The sequence below is a fragment of the Leifsonia sp. T36S-04 genome (assembly GCF_042465655.1).
Taxonomy (GTDB): domain Bacteria; phylum Actinomycetota; class Actinomycetes; order Actinomycetales; family Microbacteriaceae; genus Leifsonia.
On the sequence record NZ_CP146286.1, the window covers coordinates 606,751 to 633,299 of the forward strand.

Annotated in this window: 29 protein-coding genes; 11 read left to right on the forward strand and 18 right to left on the reverse strand. The window is 68.6% G+C overall.

Going from position 1 to position 26,549, the window contains the following annotated elements; translation table 11 throughout:
- Position 1 precedes the first annotated feature (1 nt).
- From P3F85_RS02980 to P3F85_RS02990, 3 genes are read right to left on the reverse strand one after another with little or no spacing between them, the layout of a single operon-like run.
- A complete protein-coding gene (locus P3F85_RS02980) occupies positions 2-913 on the reverse strand; it encodes a 1-phosphofructokinase family hexose kinase (RefSeq protein WP_374009770.1) in 912 nt (303 codons plus the stop codon).
- A complete protein-coding gene (locus P3F85_RS02985; RefSeq protein ID WP_374009771.1) occupies positions 910-1,950 on the reverse strand; it encodes an ROK family protein in 1,041 nt (346 codons plus the stop codon). Before P3F85_RS02985 ends, P3F85_RS02980 begins: the two co-directional genes overlap by 4 nt.
- Positions 1,947-2,828 carry an SIS domain-containing protein gene (locus P3F85_RS02990; protein ID WP_374010985.1) on the reverse strand — a complete coding sequence of 294 codons (882 nt, stop codon included), beginning with the start codon at positions 2,826-2,828 and terminating at the stop codon, positions 1,947-1,949. The genes P3F85_RS02985 and P3F85_RS02990 overlap by 4 nt, the downstream gene beginning before the upstream one ends.
- A gap of 360 nt (positions 2,829-3,188) precedes the next feature.
- On the opposite strand from P3F85_RS02990, the gene P3F85_RS02995 reads away from it, so the two are divergent.
- From P3F85_RS02995 to P3F85_RS03010, 4 genes are all read left to right on the forward strand, one after another.
- On the forward strand, positions 3,189-4,430 hold the full coding sequence (locus tag P3F85_RS02995; protein ID WP_374009772.1) for an extracellular solute-binding protein: 1,242 nt from the start codon (positions 3,189-3,191) through the stop codon (positions 4,428-4,430).
- A gap of 6 nt (positions 4,431-4,436) precedes the next feature.
- Positions 4,437-5,393, forward strand: coding sequence for a carbohydrate ABC transporter permease (locus P3F85_RS03000; RefSeq protein ID WP_374009773.1), 957 nt, complete (start codon positions 4,437-4,439; stop codon positions 5,391-5,393).
- A gap of 26 nt (positions 5,394-5,419) precedes the next feature.
- On the forward strand, positions 5,420-6,301 hold the full coding sequence (locus P3F85_RS03005; RefSeq protein WP_374009774.1) for a carbohydrate ABC transporter permease: 882 nt from the start codon (positions 5,420-5,422) through the stop codon (positions 6,299-6,301).
- A gap of 104 nt (positions 6,302-6,405) precedes the next feature.
- On the forward strand, positions 6,406-7,650 hold the full coding sequence (locus tag P3F85_RS03010; protein ID WP_374009775.1) for a hypothetical protein: 1,245 nt from the start codon (positions 6,406-6,408) through the stop codon (positions 7,648-7,650).
- A 1-nt stretch (position 7,651) separates the two neighbouring features.
- Here P3F85_RS03010 and P3F85_RS03015 read toward each other — a convergent pair whose 3' ends face one another.
- On the reverse strand, positions 7,652-9,184 hold the full coding sequence (locus P3F85_RS03015) for a family 20 glycosylhydrolase (protein ID WP_374009776.1): 1,533 nt from the start codon (positions 9,182-9,184) through the stop codon (positions 7,652-7,654).
- Positions 9,185-9,431: 247 nt separating this feature from the next.
- On the opposite strand from P3F85_RS03015, the gene glyA reads away from it, so the two are divergent.
- From glyA to P3F85_RS03030, 3 genes are all read left to right on the forward strand, one after another.
- Positions 9,432-10,787 carry a serine hydroxymethyltransferase gene (gene glyA / locus P3F85_RS03020; protein WP_374009777.1) on the forward strand — a complete coding sequence of 452 codons (1,356 nt, stop codon included), beginning with the start codon at positions 9,432-9,434 and terminating at the stop codon, positions 10,785-10,787.
- A gap of 101 nt (positions 10,788-10,888) precedes the next feature.
- Entirely contained in the window at positions 10,889-11,770 is an 882-nt protein-coding gene (locus P3F85_RS03025) for a bifunctional methylenetetrahydrofolate dehydrogenase/methenyltetrahydrofolate cyclohydrolase (RefSeq protein WP_374009778.1), read from the forward strand.
- Entirely contained in the window at positions 11,767-12,249 is a 483-nt protein-coding gene (locus tag P3F85_RS03030) for a YbaK/EbsC family protein (RefSeq protein WP_374009779.1), read from the forward strand. Before P3F85_RS03025 ends, P3F85_RS03030 begins: the two co-directional genes overlap by 4 nt.
- A gap of 132 nt (positions 12,250-12,381) precedes the next feature.
- On the opposite strand, the gene P3F85_RS03035 is transcribed toward P3F85_RS03030, so the two are convergent.
- The 3 genes from P3F85_RS03035 to galT all read right to left on the reverse strand — a co-directional run bounded on the left by P3F85_RS03035 (position 12,382) and on the right by galT (position 15,616).
- Positions 12,382-13,188: an MBL fold metallo-hydrolase gene (locus tag P3F85_RS03035; protein ID WP_374009780.1), complete on the reverse strand. Its 807-nt coding sequence runs from the start codon at positions 13,186-13,188 to the stop codon at positions 12,382-12,384.
- 83 nt (positions 13,189-13,271) lie between these two features.
- A complete protein-coding gene (gene galK / locus P3F85_RS03040) occupies positions 13,272-14,432 on the reverse strand; it encodes a galactokinase (protein WP_374009781.1) in 1,161 nt (386 codons plus the stop codon).
- On the reverse strand, positions 14,429-15,616 hold the full coding sequence (gene galT, locus P3F85_RS03045; RefSeq protein WP_374009782.1) for a galactose-1-phosphate uridylyltransferase: 1,188 nt from the start codon (positions 15,614-15,616) through the stop codon (positions 14,429-14,431). The genes galK and galT overlap by 4 nt, the downstream gene beginning before the upstream one ends.
- Before the next feature lie 81 nt (positions 15,617-15,697).
- Between galT and P3F85_RS03050 the strand changes: the two genes are divergently transcribed.
- Both P3F85_RS03050 and P3F85_RS03055 read left to right on the forward strand, forming a co-directional pair.
- A complete protein-coding gene (locus P3F85_RS03050) occupies positions 15,698-16,483 on the forward strand; it encodes a DeoR/GlpR family DNA-binding transcription regulator (RefSeq protein ID WP_374009783.1) in 786 nt (261 codons plus the stop codon).
- Positions 16,484-16,499: 16 nt separating this feature from the next.
- Entirely contained in the window at positions 16,500-17,435 is a 936-nt protein-coding gene (locus tag P3F85_RS03055; RefSeq protein WP_374009784.1) for an aldose 1-epimerase family protein, read from the forward strand.
- On the opposite strand, the gene P3F85_RS03060 is transcribed toward P3F85_RS03055, so the two are convergent.
- Complete coding sequence (locus tag P3F85_RS03060; RefSeq protein WP_374009785.1) at positions 17,414-18,118, reverse strand: SDR family oxidoreductase; 705 nt, start codon at positions 18,116-18,118, stop codon at positions 17,414-17,416. The genes P3F85_RS03055 and P3F85_RS03060 overlap by 22 nt on opposite strands.
- 100 nt (positions 18,119-18,218) lie before the next feature.
- Between P3F85_RS03060 and P3F85_RS03065 the strand changes: the two genes are divergently transcribed.
- Positions 18,219-18,797, forward strand: coding sequence for a TetR/AcrR family transcriptional regulator (locus tag P3F85_RS03065; protein ID WP_374009786.1), 579 nt, complete (start codon positions 18,219-18,221; stop codon positions 18,795-18,797).
- A gap of 38 nt (positions 18,798-18,835) precedes the next feature.
- On the opposite strand, the gene P3F85_RS03070 is transcribed toward P3F85_RS03065, so the two are convergent.
- The 4 genes from P3F85_RS03070 to P3F85_RS03085 form a co-directional block, all read right to left on the reverse strand.
- On the reverse strand, positions 18,836-19,930 hold the full coding sequence (locus tag P3F85_RS03070; protein WP_374009787.1) for a calcium:proton antiporter: 1,095 nt from the start codon (positions 19,928-19,930) through the stop codon (positions 18,836-18,838).
- 67 nt (positions 19,931-19,997) lie between these two features.
- Entirely contained in the window at positions 19,998-20,573 is a 576-nt protein-coding gene (locus P3F85_RS03075; RefSeq protein ID WP_374009788.1) for a transporter, read from the reverse strand.
- 79 nt (positions 20,574-20,652) lie between these two features.
- A complete protein-coding gene (locus tag P3F85_RS03080) occupies positions 20,653-21,006 on the reverse strand; it encodes a barstar family protein (protein ID WP_374009789.1) in 354 nt (117 codons plus the stop codon).
- A 45-nt stretch (positions 21,007-21,051) separates the two neighbouring features.
- Positions 21,052-21,177: a hypothetical protein gene (locus tag P3F85_RS03085; protein WP_374009790.1), complete on the reverse strand. Its 126-nt coding sequence runs from the start codon at positions 21,175-21,177 to the stop codon at positions 21,052-21,054.
- A gap of 64 nt (positions 21,178-21,241) precedes the next feature.
- Here P3F85_RS03085 and P3F85_RS03090 point away from each other — a divergent pair, with 64 nt between their 5' ends.
- Positions 21,242-21,592 carry a hypothetical protein gene (locus P3F85_RS03090; protein ID WP_374009791.1) on the forward strand — a complete coding sequence of 117 codons (351 nt, stop codon included), beginning with the start codon at positions 21,242-21,244 and terminating at the stop codon, positions 21,590-21,592.
- A 78-nt stretch (positions 21,593-21,670) separates the two neighbouring features.
- Here P3F85_RS03090 and P3F85_RS03095 read toward each other — a convergent pair whose 3' ends face one another.
- From P3F85_RS03095 to P3F85_RS03120, 6 genes are all read right to left on the reverse strand, one after another.
- On the reverse strand, positions 21,671-22,162 hold the full coding sequence (locus P3F85_RS03095) for a hypothetical protein (protein ID WP_374009792.1): 492 nt from the start codon (positions 22,160-22,162) through the stop codon (positions 21,671-21,673).
- Positions 22,163-22,530: 368 nt separating this feature from the next.
- Complete coding sequence (locus tag P3F85_RS03100) at positions 22,531-23,064, reverse strand: hypothetical protein (RefSeq protein ID WP_374009793.1); 534 nt, start codon at positions 23,062-23,064, stop codon at positions 22,531-22,533.
- 26 nt (positions 23,065-23,090) lie between these two features.
- Positions 23,091-23,357 carry a Txe/YoeB family addiction module toxin gene (locus tag P3F85_RS03105; protein ID WP_374009794.1) on the reverse strand — a complete coding sequence of 89 codons (267 nt, stop codon included), beginning with the start codon at positions 23,355-23,357 and terminating at the stop codon, positions 23,091-23,093.
- Entirely contained in the window at positions 23,350-23,598 is a 249-nt protein-coding gene (locus P3F85_RS03110; protein WP_374009795.1) for a type II toxin-antitoxin system Phd/YefM family antitoxin, read from the reverse strand. Before P3F85_RS03110 ends, P3F85_RS03105 begins: the two co-directional genes overlap by 8 nt.
- Before the next feature lie 46 nt (positions 23,599-23,644).
- Positions 23,645-25,000: a hypothetical protein gene (locus P3F85_RS03115; RefSeq protein WP_374009796.1), complete on the reverse strand. Its 1,356-nt coding sequence runs from the start codon at positions 24,998-25,000 to the stop codon at positions 23,645-23,647.
- A gap of 508 nt (positions 25,001-25,508) precedes the next feature.
- Positions 25,509-26,051 (reverse strand): hypothetical protein, encoded by a 543-nt coding sequence (locus P3F85_RS03120; RefSeq protein ID WP_374009797.1) that lies wholly within the window; start codon positions 26,049-26,051, stop codon positions 25,509-25,511.
- Between the last annotated feature and the right edge of the window lie 498 nt (positions 26,052-26,549).

Sequence of the window (26,549 nt, forward strand, 5' to 3'; positions counted from 1 at the left end):
GTCAGCCGGTCACGAGGCGGGCCTCGAGCTCCGGGTAGGACGGGTGGAGGTCGCCGGCGAGCGGCGCGAGCACCGCGGCGGCCGACCAGGCGGTGGCCCGGCGCAGCAGGGCGGCGGGATCATCGGTGCCAGAGGCGAGCAGGGTCGCCACCGCGGCCACGGCAGCGTCTCCCGCGCCGGTGGCGTTGCCGGTCAGCGGTTGCGGCAGGCGGGCGCGCAGCGGAGCGCCCGTGCGCGGCACGGCGAGCATCCCCTCGGCGCCGAGCGAGACGAGGACGAGTCCGGCCCCGGCCTCCAGGAGCACGCGTGCGCCGGCGACCGGATCGTCGTGACCGGTCGTCTCGGCGAGTTCGCGCCGGTTCGGCTTGACGACAGCGGCTCCGGCTTCGGCCGCCCGCAGCAGCGCCGGTCCCACGGCGTCGATGACGCTCGGCAGGCCGCGCGCGGACGCGATGGACACGAGGCCGGCGTAGAAGTCCTCAGGGGCGCCCGGCGGGAGGCTTCCCGAGCCGACGACGCAGGTCGCGGGGACGGCCAGACGCGTCGCCGCATCCCGCAGTGCGATCCACTCCGCGTCCGTGAGCGGACCGCCGGTCTCGTTGATCACGGTCGTCTCGCCGGCGGTCTCGTCGACGATCGCCACGCTGCTGCGGGTGGGCGACGCGACCGGGACCAGCTCGGCGGGCAGGTGCGACGCCTCCAGGTCGTCCGCCAGCCGCAGCCCGGAGGGGCCGCCCGCGGTGGTCAGGGCGAACGCAGCGCCGCCGGTCTGCGCGATGACGCGCGCGACGTTGAGCCCCTTGCCTCCCGCTCGCACGGCAGGGGGCGCCGCCCGGTGCGTCTCGCCCGGCTGGAGCGCCGGCACGCGGTAGGTGAGATCGAGGGCCGGATTCGGCGTGACGGTGAGGATCACGAAGCGGGCTCCGGAGCGGGGGCCGCGGCCCGGGCGGGAGGGGTTGCGCGCGCGGGCGCATCCGCCGCCGCGTCCGCGGTGCCGATCAGATCGCGGGCACGCAGCGCAGCACCGATCACGCCCGCGTTCTCGCCGATGCTCGCGGGCAGCAGCGCCGGCCGGCGGTGGAACGTCAGGATGCCGTCCAGCTTCTCGGCGAGCGGCCCGAACAGAGCGGGTCCGGCCTGCGCCAGTCCGCCGCCGATCACGATGGCCTCGGGCGCGAGCAGCGCGACGGTGTGCGACAGATCGAGGGCGAGCGCGTCGACGGCCGAGTCCCAGACCTGACGCGCGACCTCGTCGCCGCCCTCTGCCCGTTGCAGCACCTCCCGGGCGCCGGGGACGGTCTCTCCCGTGAGGGCGTTGTACCGCCGGGCGATCGCGGCCGCCGAGGCCACCGCCTCGAGACATCCGACTCCTCCGCAGGCGCACAGCGGCCCGTCGGCGACCCGGGAGTGCCCCATCTCGCCCGCCATCCCGCCGCCGGTGTAGAGGCGGCCGTCCACGAAGATCGCACCGGCGATCCCGGTGCCGATCGCCATCACGACGACATCGCGGTAGGGCGCTGCCGCGCCGAGCCGGTGCTCGGCCTCCCCGGCGCCGCGCACGTCGTGGCTGAACGAGACGGGTAGTCCGAGGGCGTTCTCAGCGCGGGCTCGGAACGGGAAGTCCCGCCAGCCCAGGTTCTCGGCGAAGACGCCGATCCCGGCGTCGTCGTCGACGTGACCGGGAACGAGCAGCCCTGCCGCCCGGGGCACGATGTCCGGATGCTCGGCGGCGAACCGGGCCGCCAGCCCGGCGATCGCCTCCACCACCGCATCCCCGGTCGCGGCGCCCGCGTGCGGGGTCGGGATGCGGACGACCTCCACGAGGCGTCCGTCGCCGTCCACGAGCGCGCCCTTCGTGTCGGTCCCGCCGACATCGAAGGCGAGCACCGGGACGCCGCCCCCGAGCGGGGCGGCGGACGGAGCCGCTGGGAGAACGGGGTCGAGGGTCACGAGGGCAGGATCACCGATCGGGTCAGGTTGCGCGGGCTGTCGGGGTCGAGGCCGGTGCGGCGGGCACGCGCGAGCGCGACACGCTGCGCCCGGACCAGGTCGGCCATTCCGTCGATCGGGCGGTCCTCGAAGCGGGCACCGGTGACGGCGAGATCGCCGGAGAGTCCCGTTGGGGCCTCGCCGAGCATCCACGTGACGCGGCCGGGTGCAGCGATCGCGATGGGACCGTGCCGATACTCCTTGGCGGGGTAGGACTCGGTCCAGGACTGCGACGCCTCGCGCATCTTGAGCGCCGCTTCGTGTGCGAGCCCGACCGTCCATCCGGCGCCCAGGAAGGCGTACTGCTCGGCCGAGACGAGCTCGTCGTCGAGGTCTTCGTCGATCGCCGCGGCGGCCTGGTCGATCGCCGGTGCCAGGTCGTGCCCGAGGGAGGCGCGGACGAGCGCGAGGGCCGTGGTCGCGAACCGCGTCTGCACGACCGACTGCTCGTCGGCGAACGGGAGGCGGATGGCCGTGTCGACCAGGTCGACCAGGGGTGTCTCCGGGTCGCCCACGATGCCGACGGTGCGCGCGCGGCTGCCCGCGGAGCGCAACCGGTCGAGCAGTTCCAGGACCTCGGTGGTGGTTCCGGAGCGGGTGATCGCGACGATCGCGTCGTAGTCCCGGTCGAAGACCGGCGCCTCGGACGCGGCGAACGCATCGGTGACGCCGTGGCCCGCCTCCTCGCGAAGAGTCGCGTAGGACTGCGCCATGAACCAGGAGGTGCCGCAGCCGACGACGGCGATCCGCTGTCCCGCGGACGGCAGCTGCGACTGCTCGTCGCGCAGACCGGCCGCGGTGGCCCAGGTCTCGGGCTGCGAGCGCAGCTCGGCCTCCATGTGGGCTCCTGCGGGGGATGCGTGCGTCACTGATCGCTCCTGATCTGGTTCGTGCGGAGGTGGTGAAAAGTCCTAGCGACAATGATCGCTGATGATCGAAGCCTCTGTCTAGTGATCATGTTCAATCGTTTCTACCGACGAAGAGCCGCCGTCTGAGCGGCGGTGTAAACGCCATGTAACGATCTCTCGCTTTGTTCTTGACGGAACGGCCCGCAGGCGTCATGCTTTCGAGCATCCATTGAGTGCAAGTGCTTGTTTCGAGCAGAAACAAATCACTAAGCATCAAACAGCTACGCATCGTCGCGCAGGCACCATCGGCAGTGACGGTTCGTGTTTTTCCCTTCAAGAAGTGAGGAAGCAATGAAGAAGTCACTGCGGTGGGGAGCGGCGGTCGCAACCGCGGCGGTCGCCACCATGACGCTCGCGTCGTGCGGCTTCAGCGGCGGGTCCGGAGGCTCGTCCGGCGGCGCCCAGACGCTCGACCTGATGGTTGCGAGCTACTCGGACAACACGAAGGCCGAGTGGCAGCAGATCATCAAGGACTTCGAGGCCAAGAACAGCGACATCAAGGTCAACCTCGACGTCGAATCCTGGACCGACATCAACAACGTCATCAAGACGCGCATCCAGGCTCAGAAGCAGCCGGACATCCTGAACATCGACGCGTTCGCCGGCTTCGCGGCCGACGACCTGCTCTACCCGGCGAAGGACATCGTCTCGGCGGCCACGCTCGACGACTTCCAGGACGCTTTCAAGAAGAACGCCAGCATCGACGGCACCCAGTACGGGCTCCCGTTCATCGCCTCGGCGCGCGGCCTGTTCTACAACAAGGACGACTTCGCCAAGGCCGGGATCTCGGCTCCGCCGAAGACCTGGGCCGAGTTCGAGGAGGACGCAGCCAAGCTCAAGGCGGCAGGCGTCACCCCGTACGGCATGCCGCTCGGCAGCGAGGAGGCCCAGGCCGAGACCGCGATCTGGTTCTACGGTGCCGGCGGTGGCTACGGCGACTCCAAGAAGCTGACCATCGACAGCCCGCAGAACGTCGAGGGCGCCACCGAGATGCAGAAGATCATCGACCAGGGCTACACCGAGCCGAACCCCGGCTCGACCAACCGGACGCCGCTGCTCAACGTCTTCATCCAGGGCCAGCTCGGCATGCAGGTCGGCCTCCCGCCGACAGTCGGCCAGATCAAGGACAAGAACCCGTCGCTGCAGTACGGCGTCGCGCCGATCCCGACGAAGGACGGCTCGCCGTTCACGCTGGGCGTCGCGGACCACCTGATGGCGTTCAAGAACAAGACGGACAAGACCGCGTCGATCAAGAAGTTCCTCGACTACTTCTACTCGAAGGACGTCTACACGAAGTGGGTCAAGGCCGAGGGCTTCCTGCCGACCACCAAGTCCGGTGCGGATGTGATGGGCTCGGACGAGACCATCAAGCCGTTCCTCGACCTGCTGCCGAACGCGAAATTCTACCCGTCCACCAACCCGAACTGGTCGGCCGCGCAGGGCGCGATCCAGAGCCAGATCGGACAGCTGGGCCAGGGCGCCAAGCCCGAGGACCTGCTGAAGACCATCCAGGCGAAGGCCGACGGCCAGTAGTCCCGGATGACCAGTACCACTGAAGCGACTCGCGCGGGGGCGGCCACCGGCCGTCCCCGCCGCGGGGCGTCACCCAAGCCCTCCGGCCGGGCGTCGGACCTGGCGCGTGCCGTGCCGTGGACGCTGCCCGCCCTCATCCTGATCTTCGGCGTCGTCCTGTTCCCGGCCGGCTACATGATCTACAACTCCACCCGGAAGATCTCCCTCGCCGGCGTGGACCACGGATCGGTCGGCCTGAAGAACTACATCACGGTGCTGTCGCGCCCCGAGGTGCCGCTCATCCTGCTGAACACCCTGATCTGGGTGGTGTCCGTCGTCGTGATCACCGTGGTGATCTCGCTGGCGCTGGCGCAGTTCCTCAACGCGAACTTCCCCGGCCGCCGCTGGGTGCGGATGGCGATCATCGTTCCGTGGGCGGCGAGCGTCGTGATGACCACGACCGTGTTCGTCTACGGCCTCGACCCCTTCTACGGGATCATCAACAAGTTCCTGGTCGACATCCACCTGCTCGCGGAGCCGTTCGGCTTCACCAAGGAGCCGGTGCCGGCGTTCATCTCGTCGATCGGCATCGCCGTCTTCGTCTCGCTGCCGTTCACGACCTACACGATCCTGGCGGGGCTCGCGGGCATCCCGGGCGACATGCTCGAAGCGGCGAAGATGGACGGCGCGAGCGCGCCACGGTCCTACTTCAGCGTCACCCTGCCGAACCTGCGCGGAGCCATCGCCCTCGCCACGCTGATCAACATCATCAACGTGTTCAACTCGCTCCCCATCCTCAAGCTGATGACGGGATCCATCCCCGGCTACAAGGCCGACACGACGACCACCTACGTCTTCAAGCTGCTGCAGAACGAGCAGCGGATCGACCTCTCCAGCGCGCTCAGCGTGATCAACTTCCTGATCGTGCTGGTCGTGGTGGGCCTCTACCTGTGGATCGTGAAGCCCATGAAGGAGGTCTCGTGACCGCGCCCGCCCCTAGTCCCGCTCTCGTGGATGGGCACCGTTCGGGCACGCCGACCGACCGCGTCGGCCGCTCGCGCCGCACGCGCTCGTGGCGCACCCCCGTCAAGGTGCTGGCCGGGATCGTCATCGCCCTGGTCTTCATCGCGCCGTACCTGATCATGCTGGTCAGCTCGTTCAAGAGCAGGAACAACATCCTGGCGGTGCCGCCGACGTACCTGCCGGAGCAGTGGCATCCCGAGAACTACATCACGATGTGGTCGACGCCGGAGACGCCGCTGCCGTTCAACCTGATCTCCACCATCGTGATCGCGGTGTTCGCCACCGCGCTGGTGATCATCGTCTGCGTCCCCGCGGCGTACTACACGGCACGGTTCCGGTTCCCGGGACGCGGGATCTTCCTGTTCCTCGTCATCGTCACGCAGATGCTCCAGCCGACCGTGCTCGCCACCGGCCTGTTCAAGGAGATGGTGGCGCTCGGGATCAACGACACCTGGCTCGCGATGATCCTCGTGAACGCGGCGTTCAACCTCGCGTTCGCGATTTGGATCATGCACAGCTTCTTCTCCGGCGTGCCGAAGGAGGTCGACGAAGCGGCGCAGCTGGACGGCGCGGGCAAGTGGACGGTGCTCTTCCGGGTGCAGCTGCCCCTGGTGTGGCCGGGGATCGTGACCGCGATCATCTACACCTTCGTCGCATCCTGGAACGAGTTCGCCGCGAGCCTGGTCATCCTGTCGACGGATGCGAACCAGCCGCTCTCGGTCGCGCTCACCAAGTTCGTCGGGCAGTACGACGCCGCCTGGCAGTACGTGTTCGCGATCTCCGTGGTCGCCGTCATCCCCGTGGTGATCCTGTTCGCGGTGATCGAGAAGCGCCTCGTCGGCGGACTGACCGCGGGCAGCGTGAAGTAGGGCGCAGTCAAGCGGTCACGACGCGCCGCGCGCGCGAGTACCATCCAAAGGGCGTTGGTTGCAGGCGAGAAGCGTTTACTGCAGACGAGCAAGCGGATGGGACGATGACGGCGGGTACGACGAACACCGCGGCACGGGCTCTGTTCAGGGCACCGTTGCGCGTACCCCGACGGCTGCGCTTCGCCGGTCGGGACGTGCCGTGGTGGGCGGCGGTCCTCGTGCTGTACGCGGTGTCGCGGCTGGTCACGACCACGCTCATGCTGACCCTGTTCATCGCGGCGAACATCGGCCACTGGTCGTACTCGAGCCCGCTGATGGACCCGACGTTCTTCACGTTCTCCGGGTCGTGGGACGCGTCCTACTACGGGCAGATCGTCGAGCAGGGCTACCCGACCTCCCTGCCGCTCGACAGCGACGGCTCGGTCCAGCAGAACCCGTGGGCGTTCCTGCCCCTGTACCCCATGGTCGTGCGTGCCGTCATGTTCCTGACCGGGATGACGTTCTATCCGGCCGGCTTCGTGGTGGCGGTGCTGTTCGGGGCGGCGGCCAGCCTGATGCTGTTCCGTCTGGTGGCGGCGCGCGCCGGTGTGTCCAGTGCATTCTGGGCGACGGCGTTCTTCTGCTTCGGTCCGCTGTCGTTCGTGCTGCAGATCGCCTACGCCGAGAGCATGTTCTTCTTCCTGATGTTCGCGGCGCTCCTCGCGATGATGCAGCGGCGCTACTGGTTGATGCTGCCCTTCGGAGTGGCCGCGGCGTTCACGCGCCCGGGGGCGCTCGCCCTGCCGCTGGCGCTGGGCATCGTGCTGCTCGTCCGCCTGCTGCAGGCCCGGCGCGGGGGAGAGGGCTTCCGGCCGCGGGAACGGCTCAGCATGATCGTCGCCGCCGCGGCGATCGCCGTCGCCGGCCTCTCCTGGCCGATCATCGCCGCGGCCGTCACCGGCACAGGGGACGCCTACATCGCCACCGAGCTCTCGTGGTGGACGGGCTTCATCGGCAAGGTGGCCTTCATCCCGCTGACCCCGTGGTTCCTGCTCAGCTGGCGCTATCTCAGCATCGTCGGCGCGCTGCTCGTCGTGGGAGTGATCGCGGGATATACCTGGCTGATGACGCGCCCCTCGGTGCGCGCCCTCGGCACGGACCTGGTCGCGTACGCCGTCAGCTACGGCCTCTACCTCTTCGCGGTGTTCCTGCCGCAGCAGAGCCTCTTCCGGCTGCTGCTGCCCCTGTCGCCGCTCGCGGGCGCCCGCGGGCTGACCCGGAACCGCCGCGCGCGGAAGGTCGTCCTCCTGGCGTGCATCGCTCTGCAGCCGGTCGCGCTCGTGCTGCTGTGGTTCATCGGGTACCCGTGAGCTAGCGCGGTCCGTTCGCCTCGGTCGCAGGCTCCGCCGCGCGGCGGTACCGGGTGCCTGCTGCATCCCAGTGCTCGGCGAGCGTGTGGACGCGCTCCGCGAAGTCGGCGAAGTCGCGGGCGTCCTCGACCTGATCGGTGTCGCCCGGCGCGGTCGACCAGCCGATCTCGGCCACCGCCGCGAGACGAGGGAAGACCATCTCCTCCACGTCCTCGATCGTGGCGACGGTCTCCGTCCAGAGCGGGGCCTCCACGCCCAGGATGTGCGCGTCGCCGAGCCCCGGGACGATGCGGGCCGGATCCCAGACGTACGCGTCGCGGAGGGTGGTCGGTCCGTCCGCCCAGTCCTGGCCGATCGGGTCGCCGTCGGCGTAGACGATGTCGAGGTAGGCGACGTCGGACGGGGACATGATGACCGACCCGCCGCCGCGCACGAACGCCAGCGCCAGCTCGGCCGCGCGCCCGCGGGGGGTCGTGAAGTCCCAGTACTGGCCGATGGTGCCGGCGGGGAGGCCGGCGGCCTTGCCGAGCTCATGCCAGCCGATCGGGGTCTTGCCGTTCTCGACGACCGCCCGGGCCGCATCCCGGACGAACTCGCCGAAGTCCTCCTCGGTCGTGCTCAGGCACTCGTCGCCGCCCAGGTGCAGGTACGGCCCCGGGGTGAGCGCGGCGACCTCGCGGATGACGTCGCGCACGAAGCGCTCGGTCACCGGGTCGCCGTTGCGCAGCGAGCTGAAGCCGACGTTCGAGCCGGTGTACAGGGCGGGAGCCACGCCGTCCGGGTTCAGTTCGGGATAGGACGCCAGCGCCGCATTGGTGTGGCCCGGCATGTCGAGCTCCGGCACGATCGTGATGTACCGCTCGGCGGCGTAGGCCACCAGCTCGCGGAACTCGGCCTGCGTGTAGAACCCGCCGCGGCTGCCGTCGCTCCCGGTCGAGCCGCCGACACGCGTCAGGTCGGGCCAGGACTCGATGTGGATGCGCCAGCCCTGGTCGTCGGTCAGGTGCAGGTGGAGGTGGTTCACCTTCAGCAGGGCGATGGCGTCGATGAACCGCTTGACCTCGGCCGGCGTGAAGAAGTGGCGTGCCACATCCAGCATCGCGCCGCGGTAGGCGTAGCGGGGGTGGTCGTGGACGCGGACCGCCGCGATGGTCAGCGGCTCATCGCCGCACGAGGCCGGGACCAGCTGACGCAGCGTCTGCACGCCCCAGAACGCACCGGCCGCGGTCGCCGCGCCGATGCGGACGCCCTCGGCGGCGACCTCCAGCGTGTAGCCCTCGGCGCTGTCGGAGCCGTCCTCGTGCGGGCCCTCGCCCGGCGCGATCACGATCGCGATGTCGCCGAACCCGGGCGGCTCGTGCGCGATGGCGAGGTCGCGGTCGCAGTCCGACGCGAGTTCTGCGCGCAGCAGACGCGCGACCGCATCCGCACCGGCCCCGGCGACGCTGATGCGCGCGGACGGGGACAGGACGAACGGCGGGAACTCCGACGGCTCACCCGGGGATTCCAGGCGGACGGGGCGGGGCACGACCACGGTGGCTCCTGACGCATCGGCGACAACTCGAAGAAGAGTGGATGGGCCGACATCGCCCGCCCCACGAGGGGTCGGCCACAGCGAGTATTGCAGGGCTCCTAACTTATGAGCAAGGGTTCCCGGTGCGGCGCCCTTTGCTATGCTTGCCCTCGTCGCAACTGGCGCTCAGATGGTCACCATCGGGGAGCGACACGCAACCTCCTTGAACACGGGTGGATTTCGGCCGCGCGCCTGGGTCGATACGCACATGGTCCATCCCCGTACGAAGGAGCCGGTTTTGACCGACACGTTGCCCTCCACGTTCACCGCCCCACTCTCCGAGGTCGATCCCGAGATCGCCGAGGTGCTCCAGCTCGAGCTGGGCCGCCAGCGCGACTACCTCGAGATGATCGCCTCCGAGAACTTCGTGCCACGCGCGGTGCTCGAATCGGTCGGCTCGGTGCTCACCAACAAGTACGCCGAGGGCTACCCCGGCCGCCGCTACTACGGCGGTTGCGAGTACGTCGACATCGCCGAGCAGCTCGCGATCGACCGGGCCAAGGCACTGTTCGGCGCGGAGTACGCGAACGTCCAGCCGCACTCCGGCGCCTCCGCCAACGCGGCGGTGCTGTCGGCGATCGCGACGCCGGGGGACACCATCCTGGGCCTGGAGCTGTCGCACGGCGGCCACCTCACCCACGGCATGAAGCTCAACTTCTCTGGCAAGCTCTACAACGCCGTCTCCTACGGCGTCGACCCGGAGACCTTCCTCGTCGACATGAACGTCGTGCGCGACAAGGCGCTCGAGCACAAGCCGCAGGTCATCATCGCCGGCTGGTCGGCGTACCCGCGCCAGCTCGACTTCGCCGCGTTCCGCGAGATCGCGGACGAGGTCGGCGCGAAGCTCTGGGTCGACATGGCGCACTTCGCCGGTCTGGTGGCTGCGGGACTGCACCCGTCGCCCGTCCCGCACGCCGACGTGGTCAGCTCGACGGTGCACAAGACGATCGGCGGTCCGCGCTCGGGCTTCATCGTCGCCCGCGACACCGAGCTCGCCAAGAAGCTCAACTCGAACGTCTTCCCGGGCCAGCAGGGCGGCCCGCTCATGCACGTGATCGCCGCGAAGGCGACCGCGTTCAAGCTGGCGGCGACCGAGGAGTTCAAGGACCGTCAGGCTCGCACCATCCGCGGCGCCCAGCTGCTCGCATCCCGCCTGACCGCTGACGACTCGCGCGCTGCCGGAGTGGATGTGCTGACCGGAGGCACGGACGTCCACCTCGTTCTCGCCGACCTCCGCACGTCGGAGCTCGACGGTCAGCAGGCGGAGGACGTGCTGCACGAGGTCGGGATCACCGTGAATCGCAACGCCGTCCCGTTCGACCCGCGCCCGCCGATGGTCACCTCCGGCCTGCGCATCGGCACCCCGGCCCTCGCGACCCGCGGTTTCGGCGACACGGAGTTCACCGAGGTGGCGGACATCATCGCCCTCGCGCTGCGCCCCGGTGCCGACACCCGCGCCCTGCGCGCTCGGGTCGACGCCCTGACCGCCGCCTTCCCCCTCTACCCCGGCCTGACCCCCTCCGGCCAGGACGCCTTCCCCGTAGAGCTCCCCTCCTCGATCTAACCCCTCTCCGTAGCCGCCGAGCACGGGAAAACTGCGACGATTCGGGCGAATCGACGACAGTTTTCCTGTGCTCGCGGGCCAGCCCAGCGAAAGGAACGCGCGTGACCGCACAGCTACTGGATGGGAAGGCGACCGCCGCCGAGATCAAGGCGGAGTTGAAGGAGCGCGTCAGCGCCCTCCGCGAGCAGGGTGTCGTGCCCGGGCTCGGGACGATCCTCGTCGGGGACGACCCGGGATCGCAGTGGTACGTCGCGGGCAAGCACCGCGACTGCGCCGAGGTGGGCATCGCCTCCATCCGCCGTGACCTCCCGGCCGACATCTCGCAGGCCGAGCTGGAGGCGGTCGTCGAGGAGCTCAACGCGGACCCCGACTGCACCGGCTTCATCGTCCAGCTTCCGCTGCCCGGGCACCTCGACACCGACGCCATCCTCGAACTGGTCGACCCGGCCAAGGATGCGGACGGCCTGCACCCGACGAACCTCGGCCGGCTCGTACTGAACGTGAACCGCCCCATCACGACCCCGCTCCCGTGCACGCCGCGCGGCGTGATCGAGCTGATCCTGCGGCACGGGATCGACATCCGGGGCAAGGATGTCGTGGTCGTCGGCCGCGGGGTGACCGTCGGCCGCTCGATCGGCGCCCTGCTGACCCGGCGCGAGTACAACGCGACGGTGACCCTGACGCACACCGGCACGCGCGACCTGGACGAGCACCTGCGCCGCGCCGACATCATCGTCGCCGCGGCCGGTGTCGCGGGACTGGTCACCGCCGACAACGTCAAGCCGGGCGCGGTCGTGCTCGACGTGGGCGTGAGCCGGGTCGAGGATCCGGTGACCGGCAAGAGCGTCGTCGCCGGCGACGTCGCGCCCGAGGTGGCCGAGGTCGCCTCCTGGATCTCGCCGAACCCCGGCGGCGTCGGTCCGATGACCCGGGCGCTGCTGCTGCAGAACGTCGTCGAGTCGGCCGAGCGCGAGCTGGCGTGACGGACGCCGAGCGGACCCATCCCGCCGTCGAGCGCGTCGAGGCCGCGCTGCGTGCGGTCGGCGTCGAGCCGCGGGTGCGCTGGTTCCACACGGCGACGCCGACCGCAGTCGCTGCCGCTGCGGAGCTCGGCGTCGACGTCGGCGCGATCGCCAACTCCCTCGTGTTCACGATCGACGGCGAGCCGCTGCTGGTGATGACCTCCGGGGCGCACCGCGTCGATACCGCGTTCCTCGGGGAGCGGCTCGGTGGCCGCATCCGCCGCGCCGACGCCGACACCGTCAAGGCGGCGACCGGTCAGACGATCGGCGGTGTCGCACCCCTCGGTCACCCCGCGCCGCTGCGCACGGTGGTGGATGTGGCGCTCGCCGACTACCCGGAGGTCTGGGCGGCCGCCGGGCACGCCCACACGGTCTTCCCGACCACGTTCGACGACCTCGTCCGCCTCACGAACGGCCTCCCCTCACCCGTCGCCCCCTGACCCGAGCCTGGCCCTTGCCCGGGCCGCCGAGCACAGGAAAATTGCGCGCTCCGTCGGCGTGTCGGTCGCAATAATCCTGTGCTCGACGGCCGGCCGGGCGGGCGGGACGGGCGGGCGGGGGAGTGGGCGGCGTCAGCGGTCGGCGACGACGATGAAGCGACGGCGGACGACCGGCTCGCCGGGAGCGTCGCCGAGCTCGTCGAGCGCGGCGAGCACACGGTCCAGGATGCGCGGGCGCAGCGGGAGCGGGGCCTCGTCGGGCTGCTCGACGGTCCCCGGAGGGTAGACGACGCCCGGCTCGTTCGACATCTCGATGTGGGCGCCGCGCAGCTCGCGCACCGGCGCCGTCGGGTCGTCGCGGAAGCGGATGAGGCGCTCGATCGTCGCGCGGAACTGGGCGGCGTCTCGCACGTACAGGTGCGCCGGCAGCACGGTATCGCCGCTGAACAGGATGCCCGTCTTGCGGTCGAAGAACACGACGGCCGAGGGCTCGTGTCCGGGGCCGCCGATGACGTCGATCACGCGGCGCCCGAGGTCGAACGCGACCGTCTCATCCGGCCACGAGCGGAAGCCGAAGAAGCCGATCACTTCCGCGGGGCTCGTGCCGACGACCGTGGTCCCGGGCCGCCCGCGCAACAGCGCGTCCCCCGCGATGTGATCCCGGTGCGCGTGGGAGTGCGCGACGACGAGCGGGTACGGACGCACGAAGACGACGGGGTTGCGGCGCAGCCACTCCGACGTCAGCCGCTCGACGGTCGCGCGCAGCGGGAATTGCGCCTCGTCCGTGGTCGCGCCCGTGTCGATCAGGAGGGATCGCTCCCGCCCGAACAGCAGGTACAGGAACGGCGCCTCCCAGTGGGATGCCTTCGGCTGCCGCAGTTGGACCGTGTCAGGGTCGAGCCACGTCACATCCGGCTGCTTCGCGCTGTCTTCGGTCACCTGGCTCATCCTGCACCTTCCGGGTAACCGGTAGGTGAACGGAGTCGCGGCGCCGTTGCCACGGCAGCCTCAGCCTGGCCGCGTCAGCTCTCGCGGCGGGCGCCTTCGGACGCGCGGACTGTGAACAGGTCCGGCTGCCCGAAGCCGTGCTCGGCGAACGCCCCGTCGAGCGCGACCAGCACACGGCTGAGCGCATCCGACGGCACCAGCGCGATCGCCGCACCGCCGAAGCCGCCGCCGGTCATCCGGGCGCCGATCGCACCGTTCGACTGGGCGGTCTCGACCGCGAGGTCCAGCTCCGGCACCGAGATCTCGAAGTCGTCGCGCATGGAGACATGGGATGCGTCGAGCAGCGCGCCGATGGCAGCCGGCCCCTGCTCGCGCAACGTCCGCACCGTGTCGAGCACCCGCTGGTCCTCCGTGACGATGTGCCGCACCCGGCGGAAGGTCACGTCGTCGAGTACCTCGCGGGCGCGGTCGAGGTCGGCGACCGACACATCCCGCAGCGCCTGGACGCCCAGGATGCGCGCGCCCTCCTCGCACGACGCCCGCCGGTCGGCGTACCCACCGGTTGCGTGCGCGTGCGTCACCCCGGTGTCGATGATGAGGAGTTCGAGCCCCGCGTCCTCGAGCCCGAGCGGCACGATCTGCGACTCGAGCGAGCGGCAGTCGAGGAAGACCGCGGCATCCCGCTCACCGAGGAGCGAGGCCGACTGGTCCATGATCCCGGTCGGGGCACCCACGGCGACGTTCTCGGCGCGCTGGCCGACGCGAGCCAGCGTCGGGCGGTCGAGCCCGAGCCGCCAGATCTCGTTGAGCGCCACGAGCACGGCGCTCTCGATCGCCGCCGACGACGACAGCCCGGCGCCCACGGGCACGTTGGAGTCGATCAGGATGTCGACCCCCGGCACCGCGGCGAGGTCCGCGCCGAATTCGCCGAGCGCCCAGGCGACGCCGAGTGGATACGCGGACCACCCGCTCAGGGCCTCCGACGTCAGCTCGTCGAGGGACACCTCCACGAGCTCGTCGGCGAAGGTGCTGCCGACGCGGAGGATGCGATCGTCGCGCACACCTACCGCCGCGACCGTGCGGCGGTTGATGGCGAGGGGGAGCACGAAGCCGAGGTTGTAGTCGGTGTGCTCGCCGATCAGGTTGACGCGTCCGGGCGCCGACCAGACGCCGTCCGGCTCGCGGCCGAACACCTCGGCGAAGTCGTCTCGGACGCCAGTGCGCAGGTCGGTCATCGGTCAGCCTCTCGGTCGGGGGTGGATGCGGTCACGAGTCCGGTGACGGAGACCGGCAGGTCGCCGACCGGGTTCTCCGCATCGGCTCGCTCGATGGCCGCGCGCAGGGCGGCGGCCGCCTGCTCGGGCGGCACGTCGCCGATCCACGCGCCCATGGCTGCCTCGGAGCCGGCCAGGAACTTCAGCTTATCGGCGCCGCGGCGGGGGGACGTGAGCTGCAGCATGAGGCGGATCTCATCCCGCCGCACGCCGACGGGTGCCTGGTGCCAGGCCGCGATGTACGGGGTGGGGGAGTCGTAGAGCGCGTCGACGCCGCGCAGGACGCGCAGGTAGAGGGTCGCCAGCTCGTCGCGCTCGGCGGCGCTCGTCTCGGCCAGGTCGGCGACGTGCCGGTGGGGGAGCACGTGGATCTCGATGGGCCAGCGGGCGGCGAACGGGACGAACGCCGTCCAGTGCTCGCCGGCGAGCACGACGCGCTCGGACGCCCGCTCGCGCTCGAGGATGTCCGCGAACAGCGTGGGACCATAGGCGTCGAGTGAGCGGATGAGCGCCGCCGTCCGCGGGGTGATGTACGGATACGCGTAGATCTGGCCGTGCGGGTGGTGGAGGGTGACACCGATCGCCTCGCCGCGGTTCTCGAACGGGAACACTTGCTGGACCCCGGGCAGCGCCGACAGCTCGGTCGTCCGGTCGGCCCACGCTTCGATCACCGTGCGGGCGCGCGACGGGGTGAGGCTGCCGAACGAGCCGGTGGTCGCGGGGCTGAAGCAGACGACCTCGCAGCGGCCGACGGAGGTCCGGGTGCGGCCGAGGCCGACGGCTGCGAGGTCGTCGATCCCTTCCGGTGCGTTGTCGTCGTCGAGCAGCGGTCCGAAGGACGGCGACTTGTTCTCGAACACCGCGACGTCGTAGATGTCCGGGATCTCGGAGGGGTTCGTCGGGCTCGCCGGGGCCAGCGGGTCGAGTTCGGCCGGCGGGAGCATCACGCGGTTCTGGCGGGCGGCGGCGATCGACACCCATTCGCCGGTGAGCGGGTCCTGACGCATGGTCGCGGTCGCCGGGCGGGGGGCCGCCTCGCGCTGGTCCGGCTTGCGCTCGGGGCTCAACGTGGTGTCGGCGTCGTCGTAGTAGATGAGGTCCCGGCCGTCGGAGAGACGTGTGGGGCGCTTCGTGATCGCAGCCATGCCAACCTTTCGATTTCGAAAGCAAGAATACGCTGTGACTTTCGGATTGACAAGAATTCGGAAGAGCCGCAGCATGGGCGTATGAGCGAACCGCTGCCCGCCGCGCTCCGCCGCGAACGGATGCTCGAACTGATCGGGCAGGCCGGCTTCGCGCGTGTCTCGGACTTGGGCGAGGCGTTCCAGGTCTCCGACGTGACCGTGCGGAGCGATCTGGATGTGCTCGATCGCGAGCAGAGCATCCGGCGCGTCCACGGTGGTGCCGTGCTGCGGGCGCCGGGGACCCGCGAGCCGAGCTTCGAAGAGGCGCTGGAGTCGTCGGCTGAGGAGAAGCGCCGGATCGGCCAGGCCGCCGCCGCGATGGTGGTCCCCGGCAGCAGCGTGCTCCTCGACGTCGGCACCACGACGGCCGCGATCGCCCGGGCTCTCGTGGAACGCGAGGAGCTCGAGGGCGTCACCGTCATCACGAACGGCCTCACCATCGCGCTGGAACTGGAGCGCGCCATCCCGCGCTTCGACGTCGTCGTGACGGGCGGCACCCTTCGGCCGCTGCAGCATTCGCTGGTCGAGCCGCTCGCGGCCGTGCTGCTCGAACGCCTGCACGCGGACCTCGCGTTCATCGGCTGCACGGGCGTCGATCCGAGCGGCGGGATCACCAACGTCAACCTGCCCGAGGCCGACCTCAAGCGCGTCATGGTGGGCTCTGCCGAGCGGGCGGTCGTCGTCGCAGACGGCAGCAAGCTCGGCCGCACGCATCTCGGCCGGATCGCCGCACTGGATGAGGTGGCCGAGCTGATCACCGGAGAGTCCGCCCCCGCCGATTCCGTCGCAGCGCTGCGCGAAGCAGGGCTCCCGGTGGCCGTCGCCTGAGGCCTACCCTGGTGCCATGCGACCCGCGACCGGTGAACAGTACGAACTCGACTTCGGCGACCTGAGCGCCACCATCGTGCAGGTGGGGGCCGGCATCCGGTCGCTCCGCTTCGCCGAATCCGACCTCACCGAGCCCTACCCCGCCGAGGACCAGACGCCGTCCGCCTGCGGCATCGTGCTCGTGCCGTGGCCGAACCGTGTGGCCGACGGGCGCTGGGAGTACGAGGGCGAACCCCGCCAGCTCGACCTGACGGAGCCGGCGAAGGGCAACGCGAGCCACGGGCTGCTGCGCAGGCGCCCCTACGAGCTGGTCGACCGGACCGACTCCACCGTCACGCAGGCCGCATCCATCTTCCCCGAGCCCGGTTACCCGTTCTTCCTCGAGACTGCCGTCACCCACGAGCTGCACACCGAGGGACTGTCGGTGACGCACACCATCAGCAACGTCGGCGAGAACGCGGCGCCGGTCGCGGTGGGGGCGCATCCCTACCTCCGGATCGGCGATGTGCCGCCGGAGCAGCTCACCGTCACCGTCGCGGCACGCACCCGGTTCGAGGTGGATGAGCGCAGCAACGTCACCGGCCAGGCGCCGGTCCCGGGCACGCCGTTCGACCTCTCCGGCGGCCGTCGGGTCAGCGAGCTGGACCTCGACACCGGCTACGGCGACCTGCCCGACGGGCCGGTGGAGCATGTGCTCGCGGCCGACGACGGCCGTCGCGTCGTGTTGTGGGGCGACGAGGGGTTCCGCTACGTGCAGGTGTTCACCCACCGGAAGTTCGCGACCAAGCCCGGCGGAGTCGCCCTCGCGATCGAGCCGATGACCGCACCGGCGAACGCCCTCAACTCGGGTGTCGGTCTGCGCTGGCTGGCGCCGGGCGAGACGTGGACGCTGAGCTGGGGCATCCGGCCGGAGGGGTTCGGCGGCGAGGCCTACCTGGCCAGCTGGGGGTAGAGCACGCGGACGTCCTCGTGCAGGCGGGACTTCACGTGCTGCGCGGTATCGCCGACGACCGCTTCGGCCTCGTCGTTGACCACGGCGTCCAGCGCCTCGTCGGCGACCTGGCGCGGCGGAACCTTCACGCCGGGGGCGTCGGCGGCCATCTCGGTGTCGACGTAGCCGACGTGGACTCCGACCACCTGGATGCCCGCGGGCGCCAGTTCGACGCGCGCGGAGTTGCTCGCCGACCACAGCGCGGCCTTCGTCGCACTGTACGAGCCGGTGGCGAGCCAGCTGAGCGCGGAGTGCATGTTGACGACGGCGCCTCCACCGTTCGCCTCCAGGACGGGGGCGAAGGCCCGCGTGACCAGGATCGGACCCCAGAAGTTGGTGTCGAACTCGCGGTGCGCCTCGTCGAGGTCGCCGGAGACGAGCGACTGGTTGACCGCGATGCCCGCGTTGTTGACGAGGACGGTCACGTCGGTGGCGATCTCGGCGGCGCGACGGATGCTGTCGGCGTCGGTCACATCCAGCTCGATCGGGACCACGCGCGGGTCATCCGTCAAGACGGTCTCGGGCCGGCGTGCGGCGGCGTAGACCTTGGCGGCACCGCGTTCGAGCAGAGCGGCGACGAAGGCGGCGCCGAGGCCGCGGTTGGCGCCGGTGACGAGGGCGACGCGTCCAGTGATGTCGGTCATGGGGAATCCTTCCGCAAAGTAAACCGATCTGTGTATCGGCACGAAGGCCAACGTACACAGATCGGTTTACTTTTGCAACCCGTCCCTCTATCATCGAGGGATGACCTCCACCACGACCCCGCCGAAGCCCAAGCCGCGGGACAGGGTCCTCGCCGCCGCGGCCCGGCTCTTCGTGCGCGAGGGCGTCAACGCGGTCGGGGTCGACCGTCTCGCCCAGGAGGCGGAGGTCTCGAAGCGCTCGATCTACCAGCACTTCGATGGCAAGGATGCGATCGTCGCGACGATGCTCGAGGAGTACGGTCCGCAGGTCGTCGCAGGCTACTTCGCCGCTGACGACCAGGGAACGCCACGCGAACGCACCCTCCACGTCTTCGAGGCGCTGCACGACGCGGCGCGGTTGAGCGATTTCTACGGCTGCCCGTTCGTCAACGTGGCGACGGAGCTGCGCGATCGCGAGCATCCCGCCGCCGTCGTCGCCCGGCACTTCAAAGAGGAGCTGACCGCGTACTTCGAGCGCCAGGCCGCGGCGGCCGGGGCTGCCGATCCGCACCTGCTGGGCGTGCAGCTCACGCTGCTCTTCGACGGGGCGTCCGCGAGCGCGGCGATGCGCGGCGGAACGCCGGACGCGGCGCTCCAGGCGGCCACGCAACTGTTCGACGCCGCGACCGCCGCGACCTGAACGCGGCCTGACCGCCGCTACGGCGCGATGCGACCGCGCTACGGCGCGATCGAGAGGAAGATGAACGCCGCGAACAGAACGAGGTGGATGCCGCCTTGCAGCCGCACGGCGCGCCCCTGGACGATGGTCAGGATGCTGACGAGCACGGTCAGCACCAGCAGCACGATCTGACTCGCCCCGAGCCCGAGGTGCAGCGCGCCCGGCAGCCAGATCGACGCGACCGCGATCGCGGGGATCGTGAGGCCGATGCTCGCCATCGCGGAGCCGAGCGCCAGGTTGAGGCTGGTCTGCGTGCGGTTCCGGTTCGCCGCCTTCGCCGCCGCTATGCCCTCCGGCAGCAGCACGAGCAGGGCGATCACGACTCCGACGAACGACTGCGGAAGGCCGATCCCGGTCACCGCCCGCTCGATCGGCGTCGACTCCAGCTTCGCCAGCCCGACCACGGCGACCAGGGACACCAGGAGCAGACCGAGGCTCGTCCATGCGGTCCGGTTCGTCGGCACCTCGGCGTGGTCGTCCTCGGTGAGCGGCTGGCCCTTACTGCCGACCGGGAGGAAGAAGTCCCGGTGCGCGATGGTCTGGGTGAGCACGAACATCCCGTACAGGGCGAGGGAGGCGATCGCCGCGAAGATCAGCTGCGGCGTGGAGAACACCGGGCCGGGCGCGGACGTGAAGGTCGGCAGCACCATGGTCAGCGTCGCGAGTGCCGTGACCGTGGCGAGGGCGGCTCCACTGCCTTGGGCGTTGAAGGCGGTGGACTCGCGACGGGATGCGCTGAGCAGCAGCGAGAGCCCGACGATGCCGTTCATCGTGATCATCACGGCGGAGAACACGGTGTCGCGGGCGAGCTCGGGGGAGTCCTTGCCCGTCGTCATGAGCGTGACGATGAGCGCGACCTCGATGATCGTGACCGCCACCGCCAGGACGAGAGAACCGAACGGCTCACCGACCTTGTGGGCGACGACCTCCGCGTGCTGCACGGCTGCGAGCACCGTCCCCGCCAGAACGACCGCGATGATGCCGACCGCGACCGGGCTCAACTCCGCCGTCCAGAACGCCACCAGGACGACGACACCGATCGCCGGCACCCCGATCGTCCACCATCGTACGAGCCAGGAGCCGAGCGCCTTCATGCATCCATCCTGCCAGGCGGTGCTGAAGGGCGCTGGGGGACTCCCAGACCCGGGCGATGCCGCGAGGTCAGGAGCAGACGCGCGCGATCGATCCCTTCCACGCCTCCCTGACCCCCTGGAACGCGGCGTCGACCGTCGCGTCCGCGCTCGTGGAGTACGGCGAGGCGGCGTACCTCAGCACGCTGTCGGACAGCGCGTCGAGGCCACCGCGCACGGGGTTGAGGGCCGAATCCACCGCCGGGGTGGCGAGGTCCTGCGTCCGGGCGGCGAAGGCGGCCACGGCCGAGCGGATGTCGCGGACCGCGTCCGCATCCTCCGCTCGCAATGGCAGATGGGCTTCGAGTGCCGCGTCGAGTGCGTGCCGGGCGCTCGCGATCGTGGCGCAGTCCCGTCCCCGTGCCGCCGACGCCTCCGAGTAGAGCGGGAACTCGCTGCGCAGCGATGCCGCCAGGATCAGCACCGCGACAACGCTTCCCGCGACGAGCGCCGCGAGAACGGGCCAGACGGCCGAGGCGGTTCGTGGTTTTCTCATCCCACCATCGGAGACGAGCGGCCGGCGCCGTCGTGACGCGGCCGACGCGACGGACGCCACCGGGGATTCGTCCTGCTCGAGCTCCAGCGGCTCTCGGAGAGAGGGGACCACGCGACCACGATAGCGGCCGAGGGTGAACATCGGGTTGCGCGAAATGCCCCGGCAGGATCACTCACGCCCGTCGTGGCCGTCAGTCAGTGCGGTCCCGGAGAAGCCATTCGCGGGGGTTCCAGGTGGGGTCGTATCCGCCGATTCGTCCCAGCTCCAGCCCCCGGTCGTCTGACCGCACCAGGCAGACAAGGCGGTTGCCCAGCAGTGCGGCGCGGAGGGCTGCTTCGCTGATGATGTCCAGGAGTGTCACCGCGAGCACCGGCATGGCCGCATGGATGCGGTCGAAATTGTCGAGCACGATGATCAGGCCGGCGTCCGCCTCGGTCCAGCCGTAATCGAGTTCAGCGACGTCGCTGAGGCAGTCGCGGAGCGCCGCGAGATTGCGTCCGTAGTATCCGGGAAATCCGAATGCGAGGGAGATCGCGTCGTGCATCGAGGCTTCGTCAACCCAGAGCCCGGCATTTACGCTGACGACTCGCTACCCGGAGGCGCGAAAAGTCGAGATCGCATCGTCGAGTACCCGCGGCGAGCGAAACATCGCCACGAAGCCGTTCTGCACCAGGTTGAACCCGGGATCCTGGTAGTCCACCTTCCATACAGCCACCTGCAGAACGTAACAGCCTCGCGGCAGTTGCGGGCGCTGGCGCCAGAGGGTGCATACTTTCGACGTGTCGTGGATGATCGGGGCGCTGGCTCTCGAGCGCCGCAGGAGGCGCGTGGCAGCGCGCAACGAAGCCGCAGCCTCGGTACCATCTGCGCCGGCCGAACACGCAGTCCTCGGAGTCGGGGGCCGCTCGATAGAACTCTCGCTGGCGGCGGATCTGCCAATCGATCCGAACGCGTTTGGTCTCGCTGTCGAGGAACTGCACGACCGCGTGCTTCGGGAGGCCGGGCCGAGGGTCGCGTTGCGCGATGCGGCCGCCTGGCTCGCTTCGCTGTCCGAGGTCGATCGCATGCCGCCCGAAGCCCGGAGGACGCTGGCGGAAGTTCTCGAACGGTTGCAGCACGAACCGAGTTGAGGCCTTCGCAACGCTGGACTTCGGGAACGCTTCGGCCCGACCCCGATCGAGACACGTCAGTCGATCCCGCAGCGTGCGTCAGGTGCGCTTCGGGAACTCCGCGAGAGCAGCATCCCACTCGTCGGCAGCCCGGTTGAGCGAATCTAGCGAAGTCGTGAGGTCGATGAAGAAGTCCATATCGGTCTTCGTGCGACCATCCCAGGTGCTGGGCGGAGCGGACTCCAGCCACAGGAATGCTCGAATCGTGGCGATACCTCTGCCGTAGCCGACTACGCCGAAGCCGAGGTTGGGCTCGATGGTCTCTGTGGTCGGCCACGTGTGACCGTCTTCATCCGGAACAAGGACCGCCGCACGTCCGCTCCCGGCGTCTCGCATCCACGACCCAAGTCGGAGCGCTTCGTCGACCAGCAGCGAGGGGTCCTCGAACGCCCACTCCTCTTCATTCGATCGAGCGCTTCCACGGATGACCAGCCAGTCGGAGTCGAACTCGACGCCGATGATGTCCGGGAACTGGTAGCCCACGGGTTCAAGGCGCACGAATCGGCCAGAGTCGGCGTCGCGTATCTCCATGACTTCGGAGTCTATTGGTGCAGCCGCAACCCAAGAGTGTGGGCACATTGTTGGCAAACTGCGGGCACGACGGCTCGGTCGCCAGTTCGGTTATCCGAATAGCCCCAGCAATAGCAAAGCGAGTACAAGGGTGGGCCCGGTGGGGCTCGAACCCACGACCCGCGGATTAAAAGTCCGATCGGGCTGTCCGCCAGGGGACGATCGGCCCTGAAAATCCGCGGAATTCCGCGGGTATTGAATCACAGAACAGCACTGTCATCACAAGAGATCTCATTCAAATGTGGGCAAAGTGTGGGCAGAAGCGTGCGTTTCGCATCTGGATCCAAGACGAAGCGACCCGCTTTGAATTGAGGTCCAGGTCACCTTCCCTAGGTCGCTGGCCGTTCTCGCTGAGACGCGAGGCGGTTCTGGTACCAAGCGGTCTCGGTTTGCACCCATAGGGAACGCTCGGAGCTGAGCAGCGGGTCACCCTGATCGAAAGCGCCGTATGGTGCCGGAAGCAACGCGATCAACTCAGGCTCGTAGTCAAAGAACCTAACCACGGCAAAGAGAGCGTCCTCGGCGTCATTATCGGCGTCCGACTCAATCTGGGACACTGCGAGCCGAATCAGGATGTACAGCCACACCCGTCGATAGTCCGAGAGGAGAGCCTCTTCGATGACGATCCGATCGACCAGCGTCCTCACCCGGCCCAAATCATCCGAGAGGAGCAGGGCCAGCTCCTCTTCTTCCGGGCTCAATTGCAGCTTCGCTTCGTAAAGGGTCAGCATCAGAGAAACGACGTCGGCGTCACGGAGCAGGCCGCGGTCGTAGGCAAATCGCACCTCTGCGCCCGATGGTCGCGCAAAGGAGCGCACCGCGCTGGCTGCGACGAGTATCTGCCCGTCGTCGTCCAAGGTCATTTGGCGAGGTCCATTCGTTGGCCGGATCAATAGTGATAGCGAGCCTGCAAGATGATGACGTAGGAATCGTCCACCAGGTACACGAGGCGGTTGGCTTCGTCGATGCGTCGTGACCACGCACCAGCCAGCGCATGCTTGAGCGGTTCCGGCTTTCCGACGCCCTCGAATGGGTCGTCGCGCAGGATGTCTTCGATCAGGAGGTTGATCCGCTTGAGCGTTCGCCGATCCTGGCCTTGCCAGTAGAGGTAGTCCTCCCAGCCGCCGGCGGTCCAGGCGAGCTTGCGGTCACTCACCAGTCAGGTCGTGCTCGGAGATGCCTCCCGAGCGGGCGTTCTCGATGGCGTCGATGAGGCGCCGTGCGTTCTTGGGGGAGCGCAGGAGATAGGTCGTCTCGAGCAGCGAGTCGTACTCGTCCTTCGACATCAGGACGGCCGAACCGCGCTTGGACGTGATCTCGACTTCGGTCTGGTCGAGGTTGACGCGTTCGATGAGCCCGAACAGGTCGCTGCGAGCCTCGCTTGCCGTGATGGCCATGATTCCTCCCGAGTGGTACAAAATATCGTACCACTTGGATGGTTCTTTAGTTTTGGGTGAAGGGCCATTCGATGACTCCGCCGTGCTCGGCGGGATGGTGGCCCGTGGCGATGTCCTCCTCCAGGTACACCGTTAGGTACTCGGCATCGATGGGTCGCCCGGTGGGATCGAACACGTTGTACCGTCGGCGGTACAAAGCATCCGAGTACTCTCGGTGGCGGAATTCGACCATGACAACGGTTCGGGGCCAGTCGCCATTTACCAGGACTTGCACGTCCTGATACGGGCTCTCGACAAGGTGTACCTGGTCGTCGCGCCGTGTCCAGATGGCGTTCGGTTTGGCAAGCCATTGGAACTGTTCCACCACGCGATCAACTGCGTCCCGGACCTCTTCGGGGCTGAACTTCGCAAGTGCCCATTCGATTCCATCGACGGCTGAGAGGTCGACGTGATCGTGCGCGTCGCTCTCTGAAACTTCATCGAGTTCGAGGTCCTCCCAGTTATCACCCCAGCTCACGGCGGGGAGCGCTGTGGCCTGGTAGTCGTCTACTGAAAGCGCGGAAGGAATGCCAGGGGTGAAGTCGACCACGATCTGGCTCTGAGGGTAGGAGTAGCTGGTCGCGCCCGAGTCTTCGTCGAGCGTTCCGACCGGGCTAGTCGGGAAGAACGTTATGACCGTTCGGAGGCCCACTTGTTCGATCTCTGACACGGTGCGGTCGACCGAAAGGGTGTCGATGCGTCCATCGCTGGTGAAGTGGATAAGTTCCGTCGGCGCGGATGGGCCGGGCGCGGGTGGAGGCGTGAACCTCGTCCCTGCCTCCTCGGGGCTTTCGCCGGGTGCAAAGCCGAACCAGCCGTACGATGGCACATCGTCGTCGTTCTCCAAGGAGGTAGTTGCGCCGGAGGCGAGGATGTCAGGAAACGTGCCTTCTCGTCCCTGATGCCAAAGATCTTCTTGCTTTTGGAAGTCGTGCCACGACTCCAGCGGTAGGCCGGCACCATCGAAGGACGGCGCTTCCTCGAACTCCTCTTCGCCGGGAAGTGGTTCCGGCGCAGGCCACGAACGGTTACTGGCCCAGATACCGGTCGAGTCGACCCCGACTACAGATCGCGGCCCGATGTCAACGCCGCTGGCTATTCCGTCCGCGCTGATCCGAACAGCCGTGGAACAAGCAAGTTCCCCCGAGTCGGTGGCATCTTCCTCGTAAACGACCCAGACCGCGTTTGGGCTCGTAACGAGGCGTGCAGTCGCAGTACGTCGGGGTAAGGGCGCGTTTGGCCAGGTCACGAACTGGTTCTTATCTGCGCTCTGAAGGAACGCCACCGGGCGGCTCTTATCGATGAGAAAGCGAGTTCTGCTGAGCTCGACAGGCGGAAACGGGTTCAGGTGAGGTGACGCCACGCTCACACTCTAGGGGCCGTTAGCTCCTTGGGTACTTGCTTGACGGGGTGGGCAGACTCGTTATTCCGCTTGCTCAGCGCTTGCCTACTGAGACCTGTCCGGGCTGCGAGTGAGTTCCAGCTTTCGCCCGCCTGCGAAGCTGTGCAATCAACTCGTCCCGCTCGAAGAGTGCTGCGTTCTGCTCGTTGCGGATTCGGTCGATAGTCCGCGAAACGTCGTGTAGTCGTTTGAGGGCGTCGACGCGCGTGCCCCACTTAGCCTCCAGCTCCAACATCGCGTCGGCGGCGTGCCGTTCTGCGGCCACTGGCTCGCGGTCTTCAGCGTGCCGAGCAGCGGCGGCATCGTGCGCTACGCGCTGCCGAGCGTAAGACGCTTCGCGCCGGCTCGCCTTGTCGGAATTCCCCCGATTTGCCATGCAACCTGGTTTACACGCGACCCCTGTCGTTCATTGGGCTGCCGAAGGGGTCCACTTAAAGTGCCTACGTGCGTTGCCTCTTTCTCGATTGGCTCATCGTCGATTCGCTCTTACTCGACTAGTTCCCTTTCGCTGGGTCTTCGCTAGTCCTTTCTCCCTGCTTCGCTCGTGTCTCCTTTTTTCGTTCTCGCCCCCGTCCTCGCTTCCGATTGTCTGTGCCTTCGACCTGTAGTACTCGCTCGACGGATTGACGAAAGTGAGGATCGTGGCGATCACTCCGACGATCACAATCGCCGCGCCGACGCCGTGACCGCCAACCACTCCAATGAGCGAAATCGCGGTCACTACCAGAAGCGCAATCCGCGCCCAGTTCGCCCCGCGACACATGAAGACAGCGAACACCACGTAGGCGGCTGCGAAGATGGTTTCAATTAGGGTCGCGAATCCCACCCCGAGCCAAAACGCCGTGGTTGCTGCGCCCGCCGGAAGTGCGTCGCTCTGGTGCAGGTGGCTCATTGCCGGCCTGACACTCATTGCTGCCATGACCGCCCCGACTGACGCCAGGAGGGCCGCGGCGAGGTACAGCCAGAAGGCGACTGTGACCTGACGAGGGATACCTGTGGCGCTAGTCGTCATCGCTACCCTCCCTGGTGGACCGATCAAGCGCAGCGCGCGTTCGTCGCGCATCGTTCAGCCAGAGAACGCCGACTGCGACGCCCGCCAAGCCCGCGCCGACGAAGCCGGCAGCCCAGTGCTTATTGAAAGCAAGAAGAACGGCACTCGCGACGAAAACTAGAACACCGAGAGCGAGCGTGGTCCATGCCTTCCGTTGGGCACGCCGCGCTACCCACTCCATCGCCCGTCGAACCTGAGCAGGGTCGTCGTCAGTCATGAGATGCCATCGCTTTCGGCGACCAAGGTTCCGTCTGAGTAGGCGCGAATCGGTTGAGCATTCGCGAAGGCGAACAGCAGCGGGCGCGTCTTCTCGATCCGGACCAAGTGCCGCTCTTGATCGCCGACTTCGAAATTGAACTCTTCACGAAGTCGAAAGCGAGGGTATGAGTCGTGGCCACGCGCCCAGGGCGAGGCGCCCCGCGCTCGCCGCGGGACGGATCTTTCGCGAGGGCGACACAA

What these genes read in the sequence shown, in the direction of transcription:
- P3F85_RS02990 (WP_374010985.1), bottom strand. Translation starts at nt 2,828, where the DNA reads ATGGAGGCCGAGCTGCGCTCGCAGCCCGAGACCTGGGCCACCGCGGCC.
- P3F85_RS02995 (WP_374009772.1), top strand. Translation starts at nt 3,189, where the DNA reads ATGAAGAAGTCACTGCGGTGGGGAGCGGCGGTCGCAACCGCGGCGGTC.
- P3F85_RS03000 (WP_374009773.1), top strand. Translation starts at nt 4,437, where the DNA reads ATGACCAGTACCACTGAAGCGACTCGCGCGGGGGCGGCCACCGGCCGT.
- P3F85_RS03010 (WP_374009775.1), top strand. Translation starts at nt 6,406, where the DNA reads ATGACGGCGGGTACGACGAACACCGCGGCACGGGCTCTGTTCAGGGCA.
- glyA (WP_374009777.1), top strand. Translation starts at nt 9,432, where the DNA reads ATGGTCCATCCCCGTACGAAGGAGCCGGTTTTGACCGACACGTTGCCC.
- galK (WP_374009781.1), bottom strand. Translation starts at nt 14,432, where the DNA reads ATGACCGACCTGCGCACTGGCGTCCGAGACGACTTCGCCGAGGTGTTC.
- galT (WP_374009782.1), bottom strand. Translation starts at nt 15,616, where the DNA reads ATGGCTGCGATCACGAAGCGCCCCACACGTCTCTCCGACGGCCGGGAC.
- P3F85_RS03050 (WP_374009783.1), top strand. Translation starts at nt 15,698, where the DNA reads ATGAGCGAACCGCTGCCCGCCGCGCTCCGCCGCGAACGGATGCTCGAA.
- P3F85_RS03055 (WP_374009784.1), top strand. Translation starts at nt 16,500, where the DNA reads ATGCGACCCGCGACCGGTGAACAGTACGAACTCGACTTCGGCGACCTG.
- P3F85_RS03060 (WP_374009785.1), bottom strand. Translation starts at nt 18,118, where the DNA reads ATGACCGACATCACTGGACGCGTCGCCCTCGTCACCGGCGCCAACCGC.
- P3F85_RS03065 (WP_374009786.1), top strand. Translation starts at nt 18,219, where the DNA reads ATGACCTCCACCACGACCCCGCCGAAGCCCAAGCCGCGGGACAGGGTC.
- P3F85_RS03070 (WP_374009787.1), bottom strand. Translation starts at nt 19,930, where the DNA reads ATGAAGGCGCTCGGCTCCTGGCTCGTACGATGGTGGACGATCGGGGTG.
- P3F85_RS03080 (WP_374009789.1), bottom strand. Translation starts at nt 21,006, where the DNA reads ATGCACGACGCGATCTCCCTCGCATTCGGATTTCCCGGATACTACGGA.
- P3F85_RS03095 (WP_374009792.1), bottom strand. Translation starts at nt 22,162, where the DNA reads ATGGAGATACGCGACGCCGACTCTGGCCGATTCGTGCGCCTTGAACCC.
- P3F85_RS03100 (WP_374009793.1), bottom strand. Translation starts at nt 23,064, where the DNA reads ATGACCTTGGACGACGACGGGCAGATACTCGTCGCAGCCAGCGCGGTG.
- P3F85_RS03110 (WP_374009795.1), bottom strand. Translation starts at nt 23,598, where the DNA reads ATGGCCATCACGGCAAGCGAGGCTCGCAGCGACCTGTTCGGGCTCATC.
- P3F85_RS03120 (WP_374009797.1), bottom strand. Translation starts at nt 26,051, where the DNA reads ATGACGACTAGCGCCACAGGTATCCCTCGTCAGGTCACAGTCGCCTTC.